Raw genomic sequence first — 16,797 nt, 5'->3', positions numbered from 1 at the left:
CAGCAGACCTATTACGCCAAATTCAATGAGGGCGCGCTGCTGCGCGGCTCGCTGAAGGATCAGGCGGAGTTCCTCAAGGCCGCAATGGGCCCGAACGCCTCCTATCTCACGCCGAACGAAGCCCGCGACTTCATGGACCGTAATCCGCTGCCAGGCGGCGACGATCTCCCCCGCCCCGGCACGAGCGCGGCGGCGGTTATGCAGGAGGAAGACCAGAATGCGGCGTAGCCCCTTGCTCGCGGTATGCGCGCAGCGTCCCCCCGCCATGCCTGATCTCGGCACCGGCAACGAATGGCAGTTCGAAACGCAGGCCCTCGACCCAGGATTCGCCGCGTTCGAAGTAAAAGCGCTGGCGTCCGACAAGCCGACAATCTCGATCTTCGACCGCATCGGCGCCGACTATGACGGCAACGGCGTCACCGCCTCGCGCGTCGCTGCGGCCCTCCGGTCGATCGGCAACAAGGCCGTGACGGTCGAGATCAACTCGCCCGGCGGCAACTATTTCGAAGGCGTCGCCATCTACAACCTCCTTCGCCGTCATCCGCAGGCGATCGACGTTCAGATTTTGGGCATCGCCGCCTCGGCCGCCTCGATCATCGCCATGGCGGGCGACACCATTGCCATCGCGCACAATGCCGAGATCATGATCCACCAGGCGCAGGGCGTGTTCTTCGGCAATGCCGACGATATGGAGGGGGCCATCCCGATCCTGCGCAAGCTCGATGGTGCGATGGTCGATGTCTATGCCGCGCGCACCGGCAAAGCCGCAGACGAACTGCTCGGAATGATGCGGGCGGAAACGTACATCGGCGGGGCCGAGGCCGTGAAGGCCGGCTTCGCCGACAGCGTCATGGAGCGGGAAGCCCAGATGCCGGTCTATGCGAGCGCCGACTCGCCGAAGGACAAGGCTTCCCTCGATAAGTTTCTCGCGACGAAGGGAGTCTCGCGGTCCGAGCGACGCGACCTTTATCGTGCGATGGGGGTGAGCACGCCGCGCGCTGCTGATCCCGCCCCTGCCACGCCTCGCGCTGGCGATGAACCGGAGGCGATGTCTCGCCTCCTCCAGGCCATGACGGCCTAACCCCACATAGGAAAAGCACCCATGTTCATGCAGAACACCGTGCGGACCGCTGGTCCGCGCGCTCGGGGTCTCATCGCCGTGCGCGCCGAGGCTCCGCCGACCATCGATGCTCTCGCGCGCGGTTTCGAGGCGTTCAAGGAGACGCACACCCGCCAGCTTGAGGAAATCAAGAAGGGCGTGGCCGATGTCGTCACCGCCGAGCAGCTGGAGAAGATCAACGCCGCCCTGACCGAGCTTCAGACGGCGGTGGATGATCAGGCCAAGATTCAGGCCGCCGCCAAGCTGGGCAACGGCGGCGTGATCGGCGACATCCAGGCCGACCCCGAATATACCGCCGCGTTCAAGGCGCATATGCGCAAGGGCGACAAGGCCCCGGCCGACATCGAGGCGGCCATGAGCCGGGGCACCGATGCCGACGGTGGTTATCTCGCGCCGATCGAGTGGGATCGCACCATCGGCGAGAAGCTCAAGCAGATCAGCCCGATGCGCGCCGAGAGCCGTATCATCACGATCAGCGTCGCAGGCTTCAAGAAGTATTTCGGCGACCGCAACGTCGGCTCGGGCTGGGTCGGTGAGACCGCCAGCCGCCCGGCGACCACGACGCCGCAGATCGGCGTGCTCGATTTCACCCCTGGCGAACTTTACGCAAATCCGGCCATCACCCAGCAGTTGCTGGACGATGCCGCCGTGGACCTCGAAAAGTGGCTGGGCAGCGAGGTCGACACCGAATTTGCACGTCAGGAGGGCATCGGCTTCACCTCGGGCGACGGCGTGAACAAGCCTTACGGCGTTCTCACCTATGTCGAGGGCGCCGCCAACGCCACGCGCCATCCCTATGGCGCGATCAAGGTCACGAACAGCGGCGCGGCGGCGGGGCTGACTGGCGACGGCATCCTCGACCTCATGTATAGCCTGCCCTCGCAGTACGCTGCGAACGCCAAGTTCCACATGAACCGGCTGTCGATGGGTGCGGCTCGCAAGCTAAAGGATGGCCAGGGCAACTATCTTTGGCAGCCTTCCTACGCCTCGGGCCAGCCGCAGACGCTGGCGGGCGCGCCGATCGTTGAGCATCCCGACTTTCCGCTGGTCGCGGCGGGCAACATCGCGTTGCTCTACGGCGACATGGAGGCAACCTATCTCGTCGTCGACCGTGTCGGCATCCGCGTCCTGCGCGATCCCTTCACCAACAAGCCGTTCGTGCACTTCTACACCACGAAGCGCGTTGGCGGCGGCGTGCACGATCCGCAGCCGATGCGTGCGCTCAAGGTCGCCGCAAACTCCTAATCTCCGCCGGGCCGGTTACGAACCGGCCCGGTTCTTCGAAGTCGTGGTGCGCCACGGTTTCGATGAACCAAGGAGAGCCCCATGGACACGACCGACCAGAACAACGTCGCCCCCGCGACCGAAATCGACACCTCGGGCGCACCCCAGCAGATCGTCCCCGACGTCGATATGGACCACCCCGCCGTCGACAATGATCCGCGCGCGGGCACCACGGCCGAGCAAAACCGCATCGACTTCAACGATCCGACGATTTCGGGTTCGGATCAGGTCGCCATCAACCTGGGCATGAAGACCGAGGAAGAGGCCGCCAAAGAGGCGAAGCGCGCTGCCAAGAAGGGCTGACGGCGGCCACGTATAACGGCTGCCAAAGGTAATTCCTCCAGCGAGCGAGGTGAATTATGGATATCGTCTCGCTGGAGGATGCCCGGCGCCAGCTGCGGCTGGGATCTGACACGTCGCGTGACCAGGAATTGCAGGACTGGATCACCGACGCGCAGGACTGGATCGAGGACTATACCGGCCACACCCTGTCGCTTCGCGATGTGACCCAGACCTTCACCGGCTTCGACACCATGGCTCTGCGGGCTTGGCCCGTTGCCGCGTCGGCCGTGCCGTTCGTCACCTATTCCGATCAGGCTGGGCAGCCCGTTGCCGTGCCGTCCCCGCTCATCGATGTCTCGCGCCGTCCGGCACGCGTCGTTCCGTGGATCGGGTCGCGCTGGCCTTCGGTGCCAGCTGGGACGACGGTCACCGTCACTGTGGCGGCTGGATATGCCAGCGCCGGCGATGTGCCGCGCAATTTCCGTCGTGCCGCGCTGCTGCTGATCGGTGCATATGACGCGGACCGCGAAGGCGGCGAGATCATGCAGGTTGCAGAGCAGACGGCGCGCCGCCTCTGTGGTGGCAAGCGGGCGCGCTCACTATGAAGCGCGGCAAGGGCCTATCCAGCCGCCTCAACAACGAGATCGAGATCGTCCGCAAGGTCGAAACTGATACCGGGACAGGCGGCTCGACGGAAAGCTGGCAGGTGCTTGCCAAAGTACCGGCCGAGGTCATCTGCCTGAGTGGCCGCGAGGTGCTCACTGAGAAGGTTCTGCAAGGCATCCGGGTTTACCGGATCACCATCCGTCACCGCACCGATGTGAGCGAGGAATGCCAGGTCCGGTACGGCGATGAGGATCTGAACATTCGCGCCGCGCTCGATCCCAAGGGGCAGCGTGAAGAAACCGTGATCCTCGCCGACACCGACGGCGCACTGCCAACCCGCTGATGGCCGCCTCCCCGCGCAACGTGCACGGCCTCGCCGAGGCCTATAGCCTGTTCGACAACCTCCCATCGGCTGCCGAGCAGGAACTGGGCGTCGAAATGGTGGCGATCGGGCGCGAAGTGCTCGCTGCTCAGAAGGCCGACGTCGCCAAAGAAACGGGCGCCCTGGAGGGCGCACTGTCGCTTCAGGCGATCCTCTCGCGCCTGAAGGTGCGGATCGGCCTCCTTAAAGGCGCGCGCGAGGCCTACAAGTTCAACGGCCGCGTTCGCCGCGCCATCCAGGGCGGTCCCTTCTATGGCCGTTTCGTCGAATTCGGCCGCCGGGCGCAGACGGTGCTCGTTACGCGCCGCATCCGTGCCGCCAACCGCCGCCTGGCGGGTAACAATCGCAAGGGCAACAACCGGCGGCTGCTGTTCACTGGCGACAAGACGCGATTGCGCCGTCGCGGGCCGAATAAGGGAACGCCGGTCGGCAGCGCGTACAAGATCCGGGTGAAGGCGATGGCCGCGCGCCCGTTTGTGGCTCAGCCGCTGCTCGCTGACGTTGCCGATGCCCACCTGTCAGAATTCTGGGCCAAGGCCCTAGAGCGCCTGGGGACTGGCTCATGACCGCAGCACTCGACCTTCTCACCGGCGCGCAGGATGCCACCGTAAAGCTGTTGCGCGATCAGCTTCCCGCCGCTCAGCGCGAAATGGTTCGGCATTCGCTGAAGCAGGGCACCACCCCGCCGTTCCATCTCGTCGGCGACATGGACAGCGACAATATCGGCGGAAAAGACGAGCAGTTCGAGCAGATCAACGTTGACGTGCACACCGTCTACAAGGGGCCCGACCGGCGCGAATTGCTGGGGCTGATGCACACCGTCCGCATCGCGATCGACGGCAAGTCCCTGACGATCGGTGGCATGCTCTTCCGGTTCCAGTTCGCAGGCGCGGCGGCCAGCACCGCAGCTGCTGACGGCGTCACCTACGCCGGGATCACCACAATCGAAGTCTACGCAGAGCCCGCCTGATCCGGCGGAATAGGAGTAACGACCATGGCGAACGAACAGGGCGACAACTGGCGCCTCCACATCAAGGTCGGGAACACGTACGTCCCGATCGCGGGTGAAACGAATCTGGAATGGCAGAGCCAGAACACCGAAAACGACATCAGCGACAAGGATTCGGGCGTCTACGGCGCGACCCAGTACGGCAACAAGAAGATCACCTTCACCGTCGCGGGGAACCTGAAACTGCCGGATCCGGGCTTCGCCGCTCTTGAAGCGGCGTCCAATGCCAGCCCCCCGGCGGCCGATATCCAGATCAAGAAGGGCACCAACGTCAAGTATCAGGGCCCGGTCGGCATCGGCAACTTCTCGGCGACCTTCCCGAAGGGCCAGCCCGCGACCTATTCGGTCAACTTGGCCAACTCGGCGGCCCCGACCATCAACGCGCTCAGCGCGGCGGACGCGAGCTCGTAACCCGTGGCGGCTGCGAACAAGATCCGCGGCGAGCACTCGCTCAAGCTGGGGGGGCGGACCTTCGTGCTCCGCCCCTCCCATGCCGCCATTGTCGCGATCGAGGACGAAACCGACCTCGGTTTGCTGGAGATCATCTCGGCGGCGGCGCGGGGCGGCCTACGTCAGCGCCACATGGGGATCATCGCGGCCGAACTGATCCGGGCCGGTGCGAAATCGGAATCGGACAAGCATGTCGACGCCGAGCGGATCGGCGAGATGATCTATGAGGCCGGGACCGGCAAGGCCCTCGCGACGATCCAGCTGTGTCTCGTCGATGCGGCCACCGGCGGGCGCACCGCATCGGGGGAAGCGAAGGCGGCGGCAGTGGCGACGGACGGGGACGCTGGCGCCGCCTGATGGGGCTGGCCCTGGACGCATTCGGGTGGAGTCCTGACCAGTTCTGGTCGGCCACCCCGCATGAATTCTGGGCCGTGGTTGATGCGCGAATAGCGGCAGCGAAACGGAGGGGCTGATGGCGAACCGGACCACCCGTGAGCTGTATTTGCAGGTCGGCGGCAATGTCGCTGGTCTCCAGACCGCCAGCAAGGCGGGCAAGAGCGCGCTGCTCGAGATTGGCAGCGCGGCGGCGGACGTCCAGGCGGCGGTCGAGAAGGCGTTCAGCGACATGGCGTCCAACGCCCCGTCGGCGGCGAAGGCCTTGGAGCGCAGCTATAACCAGACGTTTGCCGCCATCCGCGCCAATGCTCAGGCCGCCCTCTCCTCGCCGTCCGATATCGGCGCACTCCAGATCCTTGACGCAGGCGCAGCCGATCGCGCGGCCGATGCGGCGGAAAAGCAGGCGGCGGCGCTGCGTCAGGTCGCCACGGCAGCCGCCCAGGTCGCCCAGCGCGCCGGTGAGGCGGGCGAGGCCGAGCGCGTGCTCGCGGTCGCGGCTGCGGCCAATGCCCAGCAGGCCGAGACCGAGGCGGCGGCGTTGCGCAATCAGGCCAACATCCTCAATTCGGTCAGTTCGGAATTGATGGGGATGGGCAATGCGCATCGTGTTGTCACCACTCGCAACGAGCAGCAGCGCCAGTCGACCATTATGCTCGGTCAGCAGTTGCAGGACTTCTCCGTTCAGGTGGTTAGCGGTCAGAGCGTCGCCACCGCGTTCGCGCAGCAGATCGGCCAAGCGGCGTTCGCCGTTCAGGGCATGGGCGGAAAGTTGGAAGGTGTGGCGAACTTCCTCACGTCGGGTTGGGGTATCGCCGCGACGATCGCGCTCACCGTCCTAGCGCCACTCGTGGCCAAGGTGATCGAACATGGTGATGCGCTGGCTGACGAAAGCGAGAAGCTAAAAAAGAATGCCGAGACGGCGGCATTGGCGGAGTCCGCGAAAAAGGCGTTCGCAACGACCGAGGCGGGCATCATTGATGACGTTCGGACCCTGACCGCCGAACTGGAGAAGCAGAACCAAGCGCTGCTCACCAACGCCGAGCGCATGAACATCCGGGCGAAGAAAGACGTCGAGAACCTCTACGACCGTCGTGCCCAGACGATGGACGAGCTGGCCGAAGCCCGTAAGCGTCTAGGTGGCCAGCAATTTGCAGGTGGCTCGGCGACGGGGGCGGCCGTTCAATCGCAGCGCGCGTCGGAGAACATCCGCACGCTGCAGGCGCGTCTCAAGGAAATCGATCGGGCGCTTGCGGACGCCGAGGCGGCCCGGCTTTCCACTCAGAAAGACCTTGCGGGGGAAGCTGCAAAGCGCGCTGTCGATCCGCTGGAGCAAATCCGCCGTAAGTATGAGGGGCCGAATGGCCTGATTGAGCAGGCAAAAAAGCAGGCGACAGCCGAAGAGACCGTCAATGGGGTCCTGACCCGACGGTTGACCCTGCTCGCAAAACAGCAGCGGGACGAAACCGCCGCTGAACAAAAGCGTCAATCGAACGCGCGCGCCACGCCGAACAACAATCAGATCGGCCGGAGCATCGATGTCGCCGAGGCCACCCGCATCGCCGCCAGCATCGGCGGCCGGGTGACCAGCGGGCTCCGGTCGACCGAGCGCCAGGCGCAGCTGTATGCCGACAAGCTGGCCGGTCGCCATGCTGGTCCGGTGGCGAAGCCGGGGACCAGCGACCATGAGCGCGGCCAAGCGATCGATATCGCCTATGGGCCCGGCATCTCGGTTTCGTCGATCCGCAAGGCGTTCGCCAAGGAAGGCGTCGCGATCCGCCAGCTGCTCGATGAGAAAGAGCAACGGGTCTATCACGTCGCGTTCGGACCCAAGGGCAAGTCGCAGGAGACCATCAACCGGCAGGCCGAAGCGGCCGAGCAGAAGCGCGCACGTGACGCGGAGGCCTATGCCCAGCTGAAATTGCGCGCGGATGAGGAAGCGGTGCAGCTGCGCCGGTCGCAGGTCGTCGACATCGCGGCGGCGGCGGACCTTGACGCCCAGGCCGTCGAGATTGAGCGTCAGCGCCTTGCCAGCGCGGCGGATGCCGGGGTCACGCAGAAGCGGTGGAGCCAGGCGCAGGCCGAGGCCCTGAAGGCGGTCTATGCGTCCAATGCTGCCGCGAAGACGACCGCGATCCGCGACGCCGAGGCCCAGCGCCTGCTAGACCAGCAGCTGGGCGCCGAGCGCGACCAGTTGCAGAACGCCAGCGCCCTGCTCCAGATACAGGGCGACCTCGCGACCACCAACGCCGAGCGCAAGCGGATCGCGCTCGAGCTGCTCGCCAACGACGAGAAATTGCAGCGTGCGCAGGCGGTGCGCCTGATCGGGTCTACCAATCCGGACGATTGGGCCCGCGGTGAAAGCATGCTCCGGCAGATCGATGCCGAGCGGCCGGGCAAGACGGAGCAGATCAACCGCCAGTTCGCCGACCCGCTGGAGACCTATCGACGCCAGCTTCAGCAGGCGGCCGGGGACATGGACACGGCCCTTCAAGGGGTCGCGGTGCGCGGTTTCCAGTCGCTTGAAGATGGGCTGGTCGGGCTGATTGATGGTACAGAGAATGTCGCGGGTGCCTTCAAGCGTATGGCTGCGTCGATCCTCGCCGACCTGGCGCGCATCGCGATCCAGAAGGCGATCCTGTCCGCCCTGCCTGGCGTAGGAAAATTTTTGGGGTTTGCAGAAGGCGGCGAGGTGAAGGGGCACGCCGCCGGCGGCCTGATCACTGGCCCCGGCACTGGTACCTCCGACGATATCTTGTCCTGGCTGTCGAATGGCGAGTTCGTCATGACGGCGGCGGCCACCCGCCGCTACCTGCCGATGTTGAAGGCGATGAACGACAACAAGCTGCCTGCCTTCGCGAATGGCGGCCCAGTCGGCAACGTCGTTGCGCTGCCCAGCGTCAACGGCGCCTATCGCGATGTCGCGGCGGCGCGCCGGCAGCGTATGGCCGTCGATGTTCATGCCAAGGTTGAGGCGTCGCCTGAATTCGATGTTCGGATGCAGAGTGTCGCTGCTCGCACCGTCGGCGCGGCAGCCGAGCCGATCATGGCTGGTTCAGAAGCACGGACGATTCGCCGTCTCCAGCGGGCCGATCTGCCGGGGGGTGCCGGATGAGCTTGATCGTCATGCCGGGCCAACCGGTCGCCTCAAACATCGATTGGACGATCGATCAGCCTGCCCAGGTCAACCGGGGCGAGTTCACCGGCAAGCGCCGCGTCACACTTCTGACGGCGGCCCCGCGCTGGTATGCCACCGTCAGTCTGCCGCCCATTTTGGGCGAGGACGCTGCATTGGCCTGGCGGGCGTTCGTCGTCGACTGCGACGGCATCGCCAACCGGTTCAAGGTGATCGCGTGCGAGCGCGATCAGGTCGCCGATAATCCGGTGGTCGTCGTCGATGGCTCCGGCCAGGGCGGCCGCATGCTGCGGGTGCGCGGGTGGGGATCGGCCGGGACGAAGCTGCGGCGCGGGCATTTCGTCACGGTCAATGAGCAGCTGCTGTCGGTCCAGGCCGATGTCGTGGTGGGTGCCGATGGGCGCGCCAGCATCGCGGTGAAGCCCTATATCCGCATTGCCACGACCGATGGCGCGCCCGTGGAGGTCAAGCGGCCGTATGCGGTGATGGCGATGAGCGATCCGAAGAACGGCTGGAAGGTCGGGATCGGTCAGAATTACGGCGTCAGCTTCAATTGCGAGGAGGCGTTCTGATGGACAGTCGCCCGGACGATCTCGCCCAGGCCGCGCTTGGCACCGATATTCGGCGGCCGGTGACGTTCTGCTTTCTCGACTTCGCCGACGAGCCGGTCCGCGTGACCAATGCGCCCTATGACTTCACCTTCTCCGGGACGGGTGACCCCGATCTCGACGGCCACACGTTCACGGCGGTCGATCCGCGCGTCGTGACCGTCGGGCCGGTGAAGGCCAGGGAGGGTGGATCGGATACGCTGACCCTCACGCTGTCCGGGCTGGCGGGCGTCGACGATGAGACGATGAACCAACTGGGCGCGCGGGCCAACTTCAGCGGCCGCGATTGCCGCCTGTGGCGCGCAATGCTCAACCCACACGACCTGACGCAGATTGGCGCGCTCTGGTCCTACTTCACCGGCTATATGTCGGTACCCGTCGTCGTCGGCGACCGGACCAGCCAGACCATCAATCTGGATGTCGAGACCTATCTGGCATTCTTCGGCCAAGCGACCGGCCGCACGTATCTCGATCAGGCGGCCTTTGATCCCGGTGACCGATCGGCGGACCTGTCCGTCGCCATCGCCAATGGGGCGGCGAGGACGAAATGATGCAGCGCCTCCCCGATTGGGAAACCCGTCTCGCCGACTATCTGGAACCTCTGCGCCTGCGCCCGTTCGCTTGGGGCGACCACGATTGCTGCACCTTCGCGGCTGGCGCGGTGGCGGCGATGACCGGCATCGACCCGATGCCCGAGTTTCGTGGTCGGTATTCGACGGCGATCGGCTCGGCCCGCGCGCTGCGCCGGTTCGGCGCAGGAGACCTGCCGAGCACGATGGACGCGAAGTTTGAAACTATCCCTGCGCCGTTGGCCCAGCGCGGCGACATCGTCATGTCATCGGGGCTGCTGGGCGTCTGTATGGGGCCATACCTCGCCGCTGTCGGCAGCGAGGGGGCTCGCGAGGGGCTGATTAAGATAGAGCGCCGGGCATGGGTAGCGCCGCTTGCCTGGCGGGTCGGCTTTTAGGGCTTCCCGTCCCCTGCGCGCCAATTTGGGTTGCGGGGGTCATTCGGGAACGGCGCACCGGAATCCAACTGCATCGATTTGAGGATAGACAGCAATGCCAAAGCGTTCAGCCAATCCATCCGCACCTGCCGGATCGCCTCCCCGCCATCTGCTGTCCGATACTGGATGTCCACGAACTCAGGCCGCCCCTGCCTATCAACTGACACCTGGGCACCAAGTATATGATCCGCGTTCTCAGGCTTGATCGGCGGCGTCGAAAACGCCCACTCCCCGTATAGCTTGTTCTGCATCGTCGAATCTCTCCCTGCTTTTGGGAAAGCTCGTCGATTGCGACTGCCGAGTCGAGTCTGGACGGATCAAGATCGAACGCCGCGCATGGGTCGAGCCGTGCGCGTGGCGGGTGGGATTTTAGTTCGTCGGGTGCTGGGAGCAGTCGAGCGTGCCAGTCAGCCGTAAACCTTGCCAGAAACCGTCCTTCATGGCGCAGCCCGTTGCGGCTGTAACAGCTTTCCTCATTGCCGCGCCGACCTCGGGTGTCTGTACGACAATCAGTGACTTCTTGAAAACTGACACGGTGCTGCCCCGGATATTCACCCGGTAGGTCTGCCCGTCGATTTCCGTTTTATGATTGCCCTGCAGGCTGGCCAGCAAACTGGCTGCCTGCACCATAGCAGAAAATACCACCATCAAGCCCTCGCCTCACCCGTCAGCCTGATCGCTGAGCGGCGGGGATCATGCGCACGTCATTCGGAGAAGTCATGGCAAAAGCGCTAAAAATTGCCGCAATCGGCCTCGCTGTTGCCGGGCTTGCGATTACGGGTGTTGGCATCGGCGCGGGCCTATCACTGGCGACTGCCACAACCTTTGGCGTTGCCGGCATCTCGGCGAGTGCCCTTTTTGTTGCGTCTGGCGCGCTGTCACTTGCTGCCGGCGCACTCCAGAAAACGCCGTCCATCCCATCCTCACAAGAGGATCGCCTCACCGCTACGATCAACCCGCGCGCGCCGCGTGCGACGGTCTACGGCCAGACCGCGATGGCGACGGACGTTCGCTATGAGGAATGGTCGGGGGCGGATCAGGATTATTGCGACTGGATCATCGCGCTTGCCAGCCACCGAATCGACGGGGTCGAGGAAATCTGGCTGAACACCGAACTGGCGTGGAGCGCATCGCGCGGAGTGACGTCGAAGTTCGCGGGCTATTTCTCGGTGCCGAACATCGTGCTGGAGGGCTCGCCCGCCAATGCGTTCACCTTCGCCAGCGGCAAATGGAATGGACGCCTGACCGGCTGCGCCTATCTGCGGGCGCGGTTCAAGGTCACGGGCAACGGAAAGAAGGCGACCAGCCCCTTTTCCAGCGGCGTGCCGACGCGGATCACGATCATCGGTCGCGGGATGCGCCTGTACGACCCGCGTCGGGACAGCACGGTGCCGGGCGGCAATGGCCCGATGCGCGCTGATGACCAATCGACCTGGCGCTACACCGCAGACGACGGCGCGGTGATCGGCGAAAATCTCGCGCTTCATGCTCTGGCCGACACGCTGGGCTGGCGCATCCGCAACCCGTCGACCGGCGAAATGAAGCTGGCCGTCGGGTCGGGCGTCCCCGCACGCCGGTTGAACCTCGCCTCGTGGATCGAGGCGGCCAATCTGGCGGATGAGGCCGTGAACCGGTCGGCGGGCGGCACCGAGCCGCGCTATCACGGCGCAGTCGTGCTGTCGGAGGCGATGGCGCCGAAAGAGCGGCTCGATACCATCTGCGCCGCCTGCAACGGTCGGTTCCGGGACACGGGTGGCAAGCTGTCGTTCGCCATCTCGCATAATGACCTTGCCACGGCAGCGCTGGACGATGGCCTGCTTGATGATGACGTGGTCGGGCCGTTCACCTGGAACCCGGATGCCGCGCTCGACGCGGTGCCGAACGTCGTTCGCGGCAAGTATGTCGATGCCACCACCGCCTCGCTGTACCAGATGCTCGATTATCCCGACGTGCGGCTGCCCAGCCTCGACGGTCAGGATCGCGAGTTCACGCTCGACTTGGCGGCGGTGGAGAGCCCCAGCCAGGCGCAGCGGATCGCCAAGCAGGTGCTTCAGCGCAAGCAGTATCAGCGCGAGTTTACCGCGCCGTTCGACATCCGCGCATGGAAATACGGGGTCGGCGATATCGTGCCGTTCACCTTCGCGCCGCTGAGTTTCGAGCGGAAGCTGTTCCGGGTGAAGGAGCAGGAGATCGGCCAGGGTGGCGTCTGCAACATGACGCTGACCGTCGAGAGCCCGGACATCTACGCCTGGGACCGGGACGACTCCGCGCCGGTGCAGCCCGCCGAGGCCAACGCCTATGACGCCAGCAAGAACCCGCTGATCCTCGCGATCGGGGAAGCCAGCACGACCGCGAACTGGAGCGCGGTAGCCGATGATAACGGCATGCGGCCCGACGATAATGCTACTGTAGGCGGCACCATCGGCGTCGACATCAAGAACCCCGCCGGTGAGATTCTCGCCCCGGTCGACGTGCTGAACAGCGCGCTGGTGCTCCGCGCCGACGGTACGCTGGTCGCCACCATCGGCAACACGACCCGCCCCCTTGGCAAGCTGAACCTCATCGACCTGGGGGCGGCAAGCGATCAGGCGCGGCGTCAGCTGGAAACCGATCTCGCCTCCCTTTCCGCTGCCGTCGCGCAGCTGGCGACCGGGCAGACCATTGTCCAGAACGTCTTCCGTGACGCGGGGCTCTATACGGACCCGGCATCGGGCATCGCCAAGCTGTTCGCGATCGAGAACAGGGCCGAGCAGATCAGCAAGCTATCGGTCACTCTCAACGCGGCGCTGGCTTCGATCGACCTGAAGGCCACGGTCAACTATGTGGACCAGGCAATCCTGCAAGCGAAGCTGGATGGCAGCGACGTGGACCTGTCGTCCATTTTTGTCCGGCTGACCTCAGCCGAGACCAGCATCTCCGGCCTCCAAGCGTCGATCCAGCTAAAGGCGGACGCCACCGTTGTGACGGGGCTTCAGGGCTCCGTCACGTCCATCAATCAGTCGTTGGACGCGCTGAATGCGTTGGTGTCGACCAAGGCCAGCCAGACGGTGGTCGATGGCATGGGCGCGCGCCTGACGCTGGCGGAGCAGACGCTAGACGCCTTTGACGGTGCTTCGATCTCCAGCGCGGTCACTGCGAGCCGTCGCGCTCCGGCCGATAATGACGTGGCGGGTGCCAACAGCATCCTAGCGGCGCTGACCGGCTGGGATACAGGCAACATGGCCCTCGCCGCGGTCGCTGCCGCAAAGACCGAGCTGACGGCGAAGACGGACAGCAACACGAGCGCGATTGCATCCCTGTCGCTGCAATTGGGGGTGCAAATTGGCGCGGTGAGCGCGCAGGTCAGCAGCGAGCAGTCCGCCCGGATCAACGGCGACCAAGCGATTGCCAGCGACCTTGCGACCTACAAGGTGGCAGTCGGCAACTCGCTCGCGTCCGTTAATAACGCGCTCGTCGTGCAGGCTGACAAACTCACCGCTATGACGGGCCGCCTCAACAATTACGACGCATCGCTCGGGACGCTGTCGGGCCGCATCAGCGATGAGCATTCTGCATGGGTTGCCGGTGACCAGGCGGGGGCACAGGCGCTGTCGTCGTACAAGGCGCAGACCGACAACGCGCTGGCTCAGGCGAACCAGCGGATCGGAGTGGTATCGGACAGCCTCTCGACGGTCAGCAGCAGCGTCACCAGTCTTTCGACCACTGTTGGCGGGAATACCGCAGCTTTGACCGCGTATGGGCAGTCGATTGATGGCCTGCTGCTCCGGTACGGGGTGGAGTTCAATAGCAACGGCGCCGTTACCGGATTTGCGCTGAACAGCGGCGCCGGTCGGACAGATGCCGTCTTCGTCGTCGACAATTTCAAGATTGCCAAGGCGGGCTCATCCGGTGCGACGGTCGTATTCTCGATCGCCGACGATGGCGCGGTCGAGATGCCAAACGTCCGGGTCAAGCGAATTGCGGCAGGTGTCGTCGATACCGATCAGATCGTTGGCAACGCGGTGAGTGATACGACGGCGCAGGACTTTACCGGAGCCTCGGCAAATGGGGCACTCGGCAATTTCGTCAACATCACCACCTTCGATGTGAAGACGACGAAGCCGACCGATCGCGTGTTGCTGATGGTCTCGAGCGTGCTCAACGCCAACGCCGAGGCAACGTCTGGCACGGTCACCAGCACGCGCCTCAATTTGCGCCTCATCAGAAGCGACGGCACCGTTATCCGCAATCCGTATACGGCCCTCTCGGAATCGAGTTCCGGAGCCTATGGCCCGGTCACGCTAATCGACACCGATGTCCCAGGCGGTGTCGGAACGTACACCTATCAGCTGCAGGGCTCGGTCTCCAAGACGGGCGGATCGGGCACCCAGGGCGCGACCATCAGCGTCATCGACGGCACATTCGTCGCCACCGTCCTCAAACGCTAATCAGGAGCATCAATATGGCATGGTATCGCGCTGGCACGGTTGCGGTGACGAACGGCTCTGCCGTAATCACTGGCTCAGGCACCGCATGGGTCGGCAACGTGCAGATCGGTCATGCGATCAACCTGCCGGACGGGCGGGCCTATGAGGTTCTGTCTGTGGACAGCAACAGCCAAATCACGTTGGGGTCGCCCTATTTGGGCGGAGCCGCCAGCGGGCAGGCCTACAGCGTGCAGCCGAACCAAGGCTTCGCCCAGACGGCCGCGTCTAGGCTGACCGACTATATGACGCAGGTTGCCCAATATGTGGCGGGTCCCCTTGCAGGTAGGTTTGGGGATGGTTCGTTGGCCGCTCCTGGGATGAGCTTCTCCGCCGATCAGGACACCGGCATTCGGCGGTATGGCGAAAACGGCATCAGTATTGTCGCTGGTGGCATCGATCGCTTCGCTGCGGATTCGTCAGGTGGCGCCGTCTATGGTCGTCTCGCCATCAGCGCGCCAAATTCTGAAGTTCTTCGACTTCTCGGTAATGGGGGGGCAGGCACACGCATAATCTTCGCCGACACAATTTCATCAGCGGAGATCGAGCACAATGGCGGTTCATTGCGCTTTAAATACGCTGGCGCAATCGAAGGGTTTCGCCTTGACACCAGCGGCAACCTGCTGGTCGGCACCTCGTCAGCGGTCGGTGGCGGGCATGTAGTCGCTAAACCTGCCACAGAAGGCCAAGTCATCGCGGCGCTCAGCAGCACTTCGACGGGCTCCAATTCATTAATCGCTTACGCGGTTACGCAGCAGGGTTGGCCCGCGGCTGCAGCTGCCGTCGTGGCGGGCAGGAACAGTCAGACCAACCGATCGATCAATGCGGGCGGGACGGTAAACGCCAGCGGCGCCGACTACGCCGAGTACATGATCAAGGCGGCGGGCTGTGGGATTATCGCCAAGGGCGATGTCTGCGGTGTCGATCGCGACGGAAAGCTGACGAAAACCTGGGCGGATGCGATCAGCTTCGTGGTAAAGTCGACCGACCCCTCGCTGGTCGGTGGTGACACATGGTCCGCCCATCTTCCGGCGCGGCCTGAGCAGGCTGACGATGAAGCCGATGATGCCTTCGCTTCCCGCCTGACCGAATGGGAGGCTTTGCTGGAGAAGGCGCGCCAGTGCGTCGACCGCATCGCCTTCTGTGGTCAGGTCCCCTGCAATGTCACCGGTGATTTCGAGGTGGGCGATTACATCGTCGCTGCTGCCAGCGGGGCGGGCATCAAGGCCGTCGCTGTGAAGCCCGACGACATCGCCTTCCCCCAGTACATGCGTCGCATCGGCAAGGTCTGGGCCATCCGTGACGGCCGCGCTTGGATCGACGTCCAGCACGGCTGATCCCTCTTTCGGAGTAAAATCGATGGATAATGCAAGCTTCGCGGCCCGTGCGGCCGCGTCGGGGGGCGGCGCATGACCGTCGGAGCCCAGGCCGCCGAAGCCGTCGTGCAGACGGCCGCGGGCGGATCGATCCGGGCGGGTGTCTGGACTGGCGTCATCCTCGCCGCGATCGGCGTCATCTCTCTGGTCGTGCGGCAATGGGGGCCGTGGCAGATCATCGCGCGCGACACCCGACGCGCTGACATGGAGGGGATGGGCCGCCGCATCGCGGATCTCGAGAGCCGCCTCGACCGCCAGACCGCCGCGCATGAGGTGAAGCTCGAGCAGGAGCGTGCGCAGCACGCGGCCGAGCTCCAGATCATGCGGCATCGGATGAATAACCTCGACCAGTGCCTGACCATGCTGCTGGCGCTGATCGAGCTCGACCCGGCCAAGGCCCGGGAGTCGGCCTCCCGCGTCCGCCAGATGCGCGAGCGTCAGGAAGCGCTGGAGGTCGCCGAGAAGGGCGCCATTGCCGCCGCCCGCATTGCCTCGCCAACCACGGAGGAAATCTGATGTCCGACGTCGACCGCCATTGGCGTTACGTGATCGCTCTGGTGCTGATCATCGGTTACCTCGCGCTCGCTGGCGCTGCGTTCTTCCACGAGGTCCCGGCGAACAACACCCGCTTCGTCGACGGCTATTTCACGGGCCTCGGCCCGATCGTCGGCGCGGCTGTCGC

At 64.8% G+C, this 16,797-nt stretch carries 19 protein-coding genes and 1 pseudogene; 18 read left to right on the top strand and 2 right to left on the bottom strand.

Annotated elements, in window-relative coordinates; genetic code table 11:
- From GGQ89_RS19100 to GGQ89_RS19030, 15 genes and pseudogenes are all read left to right on the top strand, one after another.
- A pseudogene (locus GGQ89_RS19100) lies at positions 1-228 on the top strand (hypothetical protein); the annotation flags it as partial.
- Entirely contained in the window at positions 218-1,081 is an 864-nt protein-coding gene (locus tag GGQ89_RS19095) for a head maturation protease, ClpP-related (protein ID WP_184107029.1), read from the top strand. The pseudogene GGQ89_RS19100 and the gene GGQ89_RS19095, both read left to right, overlap by 11 nt.
- Positions 1,082-1,102: 21 nt before the next feature.
- Positions 1,103-2,365 (top strand): phage major capsid protein, encoded by a 1,263-nt coding sequence (locus GGQ89_RS19090; protein WP_206362663.1) that lies wholly within the window; start codon positions 1,103-1,105, stop codon positions 2,363-2,365.
- 81 nt (positions 2,366-2,446) lie between these two features.
- Complete coding sequence (locus GGQ89_RS19085) at positions 2,447-2,707, top strand: hypothetical protein (protein WP_184107025.1); 261 nt, start codon at positions 2,447-2,449, stop codon at positions 2,705-2,707.
- Between the two features lie 56 nt (positions 2,708-2,763).
- Complete coding sequence (locus GGQ89_RS19080; RefSeq protein ID WP_184107023.1) at positions 2,764-3,291, top strand: head-tail connector protein; 528 nt, start codon at positions 2,764-2,766, stop codon at positions 3,289-3,291.
- Complete coding sequence (locus GGQ89_RS19075; protein ID WP_184107021.1) at positions 3,288-3,635, top strand: phage head closure protein; 348 nt, start codon at positions 3,288-3,290, stop codon at positions 3,633-3,635. The genes GGQ89_RS19080 and GGQ89_RS19075 overlap by 4 nt, the downstream gene beginning before the upstream one ends.
- Positions 3,635-4,240, top strand: a complete 606-nt coding sequence (locus tag GGQ89_RS19070) for a hypothetical protein (RefSeq protein WP_184107019.1) — start codon at positions 3,635-3,637, stop codon at positions 4,238-4,240. The genes GGQ89_RS19075 and GGQ89_RS19070 overlap by 1 nt, the downstream gene beginning before the upstream one ends.
- On the top strand, positions 4,237-4,644 hold the full coding sequence (locus GGQ89_RS19065) for a hypothetical protein (RefSeq protein WP_184107017.1): 408 nt from the start codon (positions 4,237-4,239) through the stop codon (positions 4,642-4,644). Before GGQ89_RS19070 ends, GGQ89_RS19065 begins: the two co-directional genes overlap by 4 nt.
- Positions 4,645-4,668: 24 nt before the next feature.
- A complete protein-coding gene (locus GGQ89_RS19060; protein ID WP_184107015.1) occupies positions 4,669-5,094 on the top strand; it encodes a phage tail tube protein in 426 nt (141 codons plus the stop codon).
- Positions 5,095-5,097: 3 nt separating this feature from the next.
- Entirely contained in the window at positions 5,098-5,490 is a 393-nt protein-coding gene (locus GGQ89_RS19055; RefSeq protein WP_184107013.1) for a GTA-gp10 family protein, read from the top strand.
- Positions 5,490-5,606 (top strand): phage tail assembly chaperone, encoded by a 117-nt coding sequence (locus GGQ89_RS20405; protein WP_184107011.1) that lies wholly within the window; start codon positions 5,490-5,492, stop codon positions 5,604-5,606. Before GGQ89_RS19055 ends, GGQ89_RS20405 begins: the two co-directional genes overlap by 1 nt.
- A gap of 185 nt (positions 5,607-5,791) precedes the next feature.
- A complete protein-coding gene (locus GGQ89_RS19045; protein WP_221239027.1) occupies positions 5,792-8,641 on the top strand; it encodes a D-alanyl-D-alanine carboxypeptidase family protein in 2,850 nt (949 codons plus the stop codon).
- On the top strand, positions 8,638-9,234 hold the full coding sequence (locus GGQ89_RS19040; RefSeq protein ID WP_184107007.1) for a hypothetical protein: 597 nt from the start codon (positions 8,638-8,640) through the stop codon (positions 9,232-9,234). The genes GGQ89_RS19045 and GGQ89_RS19040 overlap by 4 nt, the downstream gene beginning before the upstream one ends.
- A complete protein-coding gene (locus tag GGQ89_RS19035) occupies positions 9,234-9,821 on the top strand; it encodes a hypothetical protein (protein WP_184107005.1) in 588 nt (195 codons plus the stop codon). The genes GGQ89_RS19040 and GGQ89_RS19035 overlap by 1 nt, the downstream gene beginning before the upstream one ends.
- On the top strand, positions 9,818-10,237 hold the full coding sequence (locus GGQ89_RS19030) for a DUF6950 family protein (RefSeq protein WP_184107003.1): 420 nt from the start codon (positions 9,818-9,820) through the stop codon (positions 10,235-10,237). The genes GGQ89_RS19035 and GGQ89_RS19030 overlap by 4 nt, the downstream gene beginning before the upstream one ends.
- Here the strand turns inward: GGQ89_RS19030 and GGQ89_RS19025 are convergent.
- Together GGQ89_RS19025 and GGQ89_RS19020 are read right to left on the bottom strand one after the other, a co-directional pair.
- Positions 10,234-10,527, bottom strand: coding sequence for a hypothetical protein (locus GGQ89_RS19025; protein WP_184107001.1), 294 nt, complete (start codon positions 10,525-10,527; stop codon positions 10,234-10,236). The two genes, GGQ89_RS19030 and GGQ89_RS19025, sit on opposite strands and share 4 nt — an antisense overlap.
- Positions 10,528-10,645: 118 nt before the next feature.
- Entirely contained in the window at positions 10,646-10,927 is a 282-nt protein-coding gene (locus GGQ89_RS19020) for a hypothetical protein (RefSeq protein WP_184106999.1), read from the bottom strand.
- A gap of 68 nt (positions 10,928-10,995) precedes the next feature.
- Between GGQ89_RS19020 and GGQ89_RS19015 the strand changes: the two genes are divergently transcribed.
- From GGQ89_RS19015 to GGQ89_RS19005, 3 genes are all read left to right on the top strand, one after another.
- Complete coding sequence (locus tag GGQ89_RS19015) at positions 10,996-14,703, top strand: phage tail protein (protein WP_184106997.1); 3,708 nt, start codon at positions 10,996-10,998, stop codon at positions 14,701-14,703.
- A gap of 14 nt (positions 14,704-14,717) precedes the next feature.
- Positions 14,718-16,076 carry a hypothetical protein gene (locus GGQ89_RS19010; protein ID WP_184106995.1) on the top strand — a complete coding sequence of 453 codons (1,359 nt, stop codon included), beginning with the start codon at positions 14,718-14,720 and terminating at the stop codon, positions 16,074-16,076.
- Between the two features lie 72 nt (positions 16,077-16,148).
- Positions 16,149-16,631, top strand: a complete 483-nt coding sequence (locus tag GGQ89_RS19005) for a hypothetical protein (protein ID WP_184106993.1) — start codon at positions 16,149-16,151, stop codon at positions 16,629-16,631.
- Positions 16,632-16,797: the final 166 nt, after the last annotated feature.

Source organism: Sphingomonas yabuuchiae (assembly GCF_014199595.1).
Classification (GTDB): Bacteria; Pseudomonadota; Alphaproteobacteria; order Sphingomonadales; family Sphingomonadaceae; genus Sphingomonas; species Sphingomonas yabuuchiae.
The sequence above is the reverse complement of the archived record's forward strand: the minus strand, read 5'-3'. Positions and strand labels throughout refer to the sequence as shown.

What these genes read in the sequence shown, in the direction of transcription:
- GGQ89_RS19090 (WP_206362663.1), top strand. Translation starts at nt 1,103, where the DNA reads ATGTTCATGCAGAACACCGTGCGGACCGCTGGTCCGCGCGCTCGGGGT.
- GGQ89_RS19015 (WP_184106997.1), top strand. Translation starts at nt 10,996, where the DNA reads ATGGCAAAAGCGCTAAAAATTGCCGCAATCGGCCTCGCTGTTGCCGGG.
- GGQ89_RS19065 (WP_184107017.1), top strand. Translation starts at nt 4,237, where the DNA reads ATGACCGCAGCACTCGACCTTCTCACCGGCGCGCAGGATGCCACCGTA.
- GGQ89_RS19060 (WP_184107015.1), top strand. Translation starts at nt 4,669, where the DNA reads ATGGCGAACGAACAGGGCGACAACTGGCGCCTCCACATCAAGGTCGGG.
- GGQ89_RS19010 (WP_184106995.1), top strand. Translation starts at nt 14,718, where the DNA reads ATGGCATGGTATCGCGCTGGCACGGTTGCGGTGACGAACGGCTCTGCC.
- GGQ89_RS19025 (WP_184107001.1), bottom strand. Translation starts at nt 10,527, where the DNA reads ATGCAGAACAAGCTATACGGGGAGTGGGCGTTTTCGACGCCGCCGATC.
- GGQ89_RS19070 (WP_184107019.1), top strand. Translation starts at nt 3,635, where the DNA reads ATGGCCGCCTCCCCGCGCAACGTGCACGGCCTCGCCGAGGCCTATAGC.
- GGQ89_RS19035 (WP_184107005.1), top strand. Translation starts at nt 9,234, where the DNA reads ATGGACAGTCGCCCGGACGATCTCGCCCAGGCCGCGCTTGGCACCGAT.
- GGQ89_RS19085 (WP_184107025.1), top strand. Translation starts at nt 2,447, where the DNA reads ATGGACACGACCGACCAGAACAACGTCGCCCCCGCGACCGAAATCGAC.
- GGQ89_RS20405 (WP_184107011.1), top strand. Translation starts at nt 5,490, where the DNA reads ATGGGGCTGGCCCTGGACGCATTCGGGTGGAGTCCTGACCAGTTCTGG.
- GGQ89_RS19040 (WP_184107007.1), top strand. Translation starts at nt 8,638, where the DNA reads ATGAGCTTGATCGTCATGCCGGGCCAACCGGTCGCCTCAAACATCGAT.
- GGQ89_RS19080 (WP_184107023.1), top strand. Translation starts at nt 2,764, where the DNA reads ATGGATATCGTCTCGCTGGAGGATGCCCGGCGCCAGCTGCGGCTGGGA.
- GGQ89_RS19005 (WP_184106993.1), top strand. Translation starts at nt 16,149, where the DNA reads ATGACCGTCGGAGCCCAGGCCGCCGAAGCCGTCGTGCAGACGGCCGCG.
- GGQ89_RS19030 (WP_184107003.1), top strand. Translation starts at nt 9,818, where the DNA reads ATGATGCAGCGCCTCCCCGATTGGGAAACCCGTCTCGCCGACTATCTG.
- GGQ89_RS19095 (WP_184107029.1), top strand. Translation starts at nt 218, where the DNA reads ATGCGGCGTAGCCCCTTGCTCGCGGTATGCGCGCAGCGTCCCCCCGCC.
- GGQ89_RS19075 (WP_184107021.1), top strand. Translation starts at nt 3,288, where the DNA reads ATGAAGCGCGGCAAGGGCCTATCCAGCCGCCTCAACAACGAGATCGAG.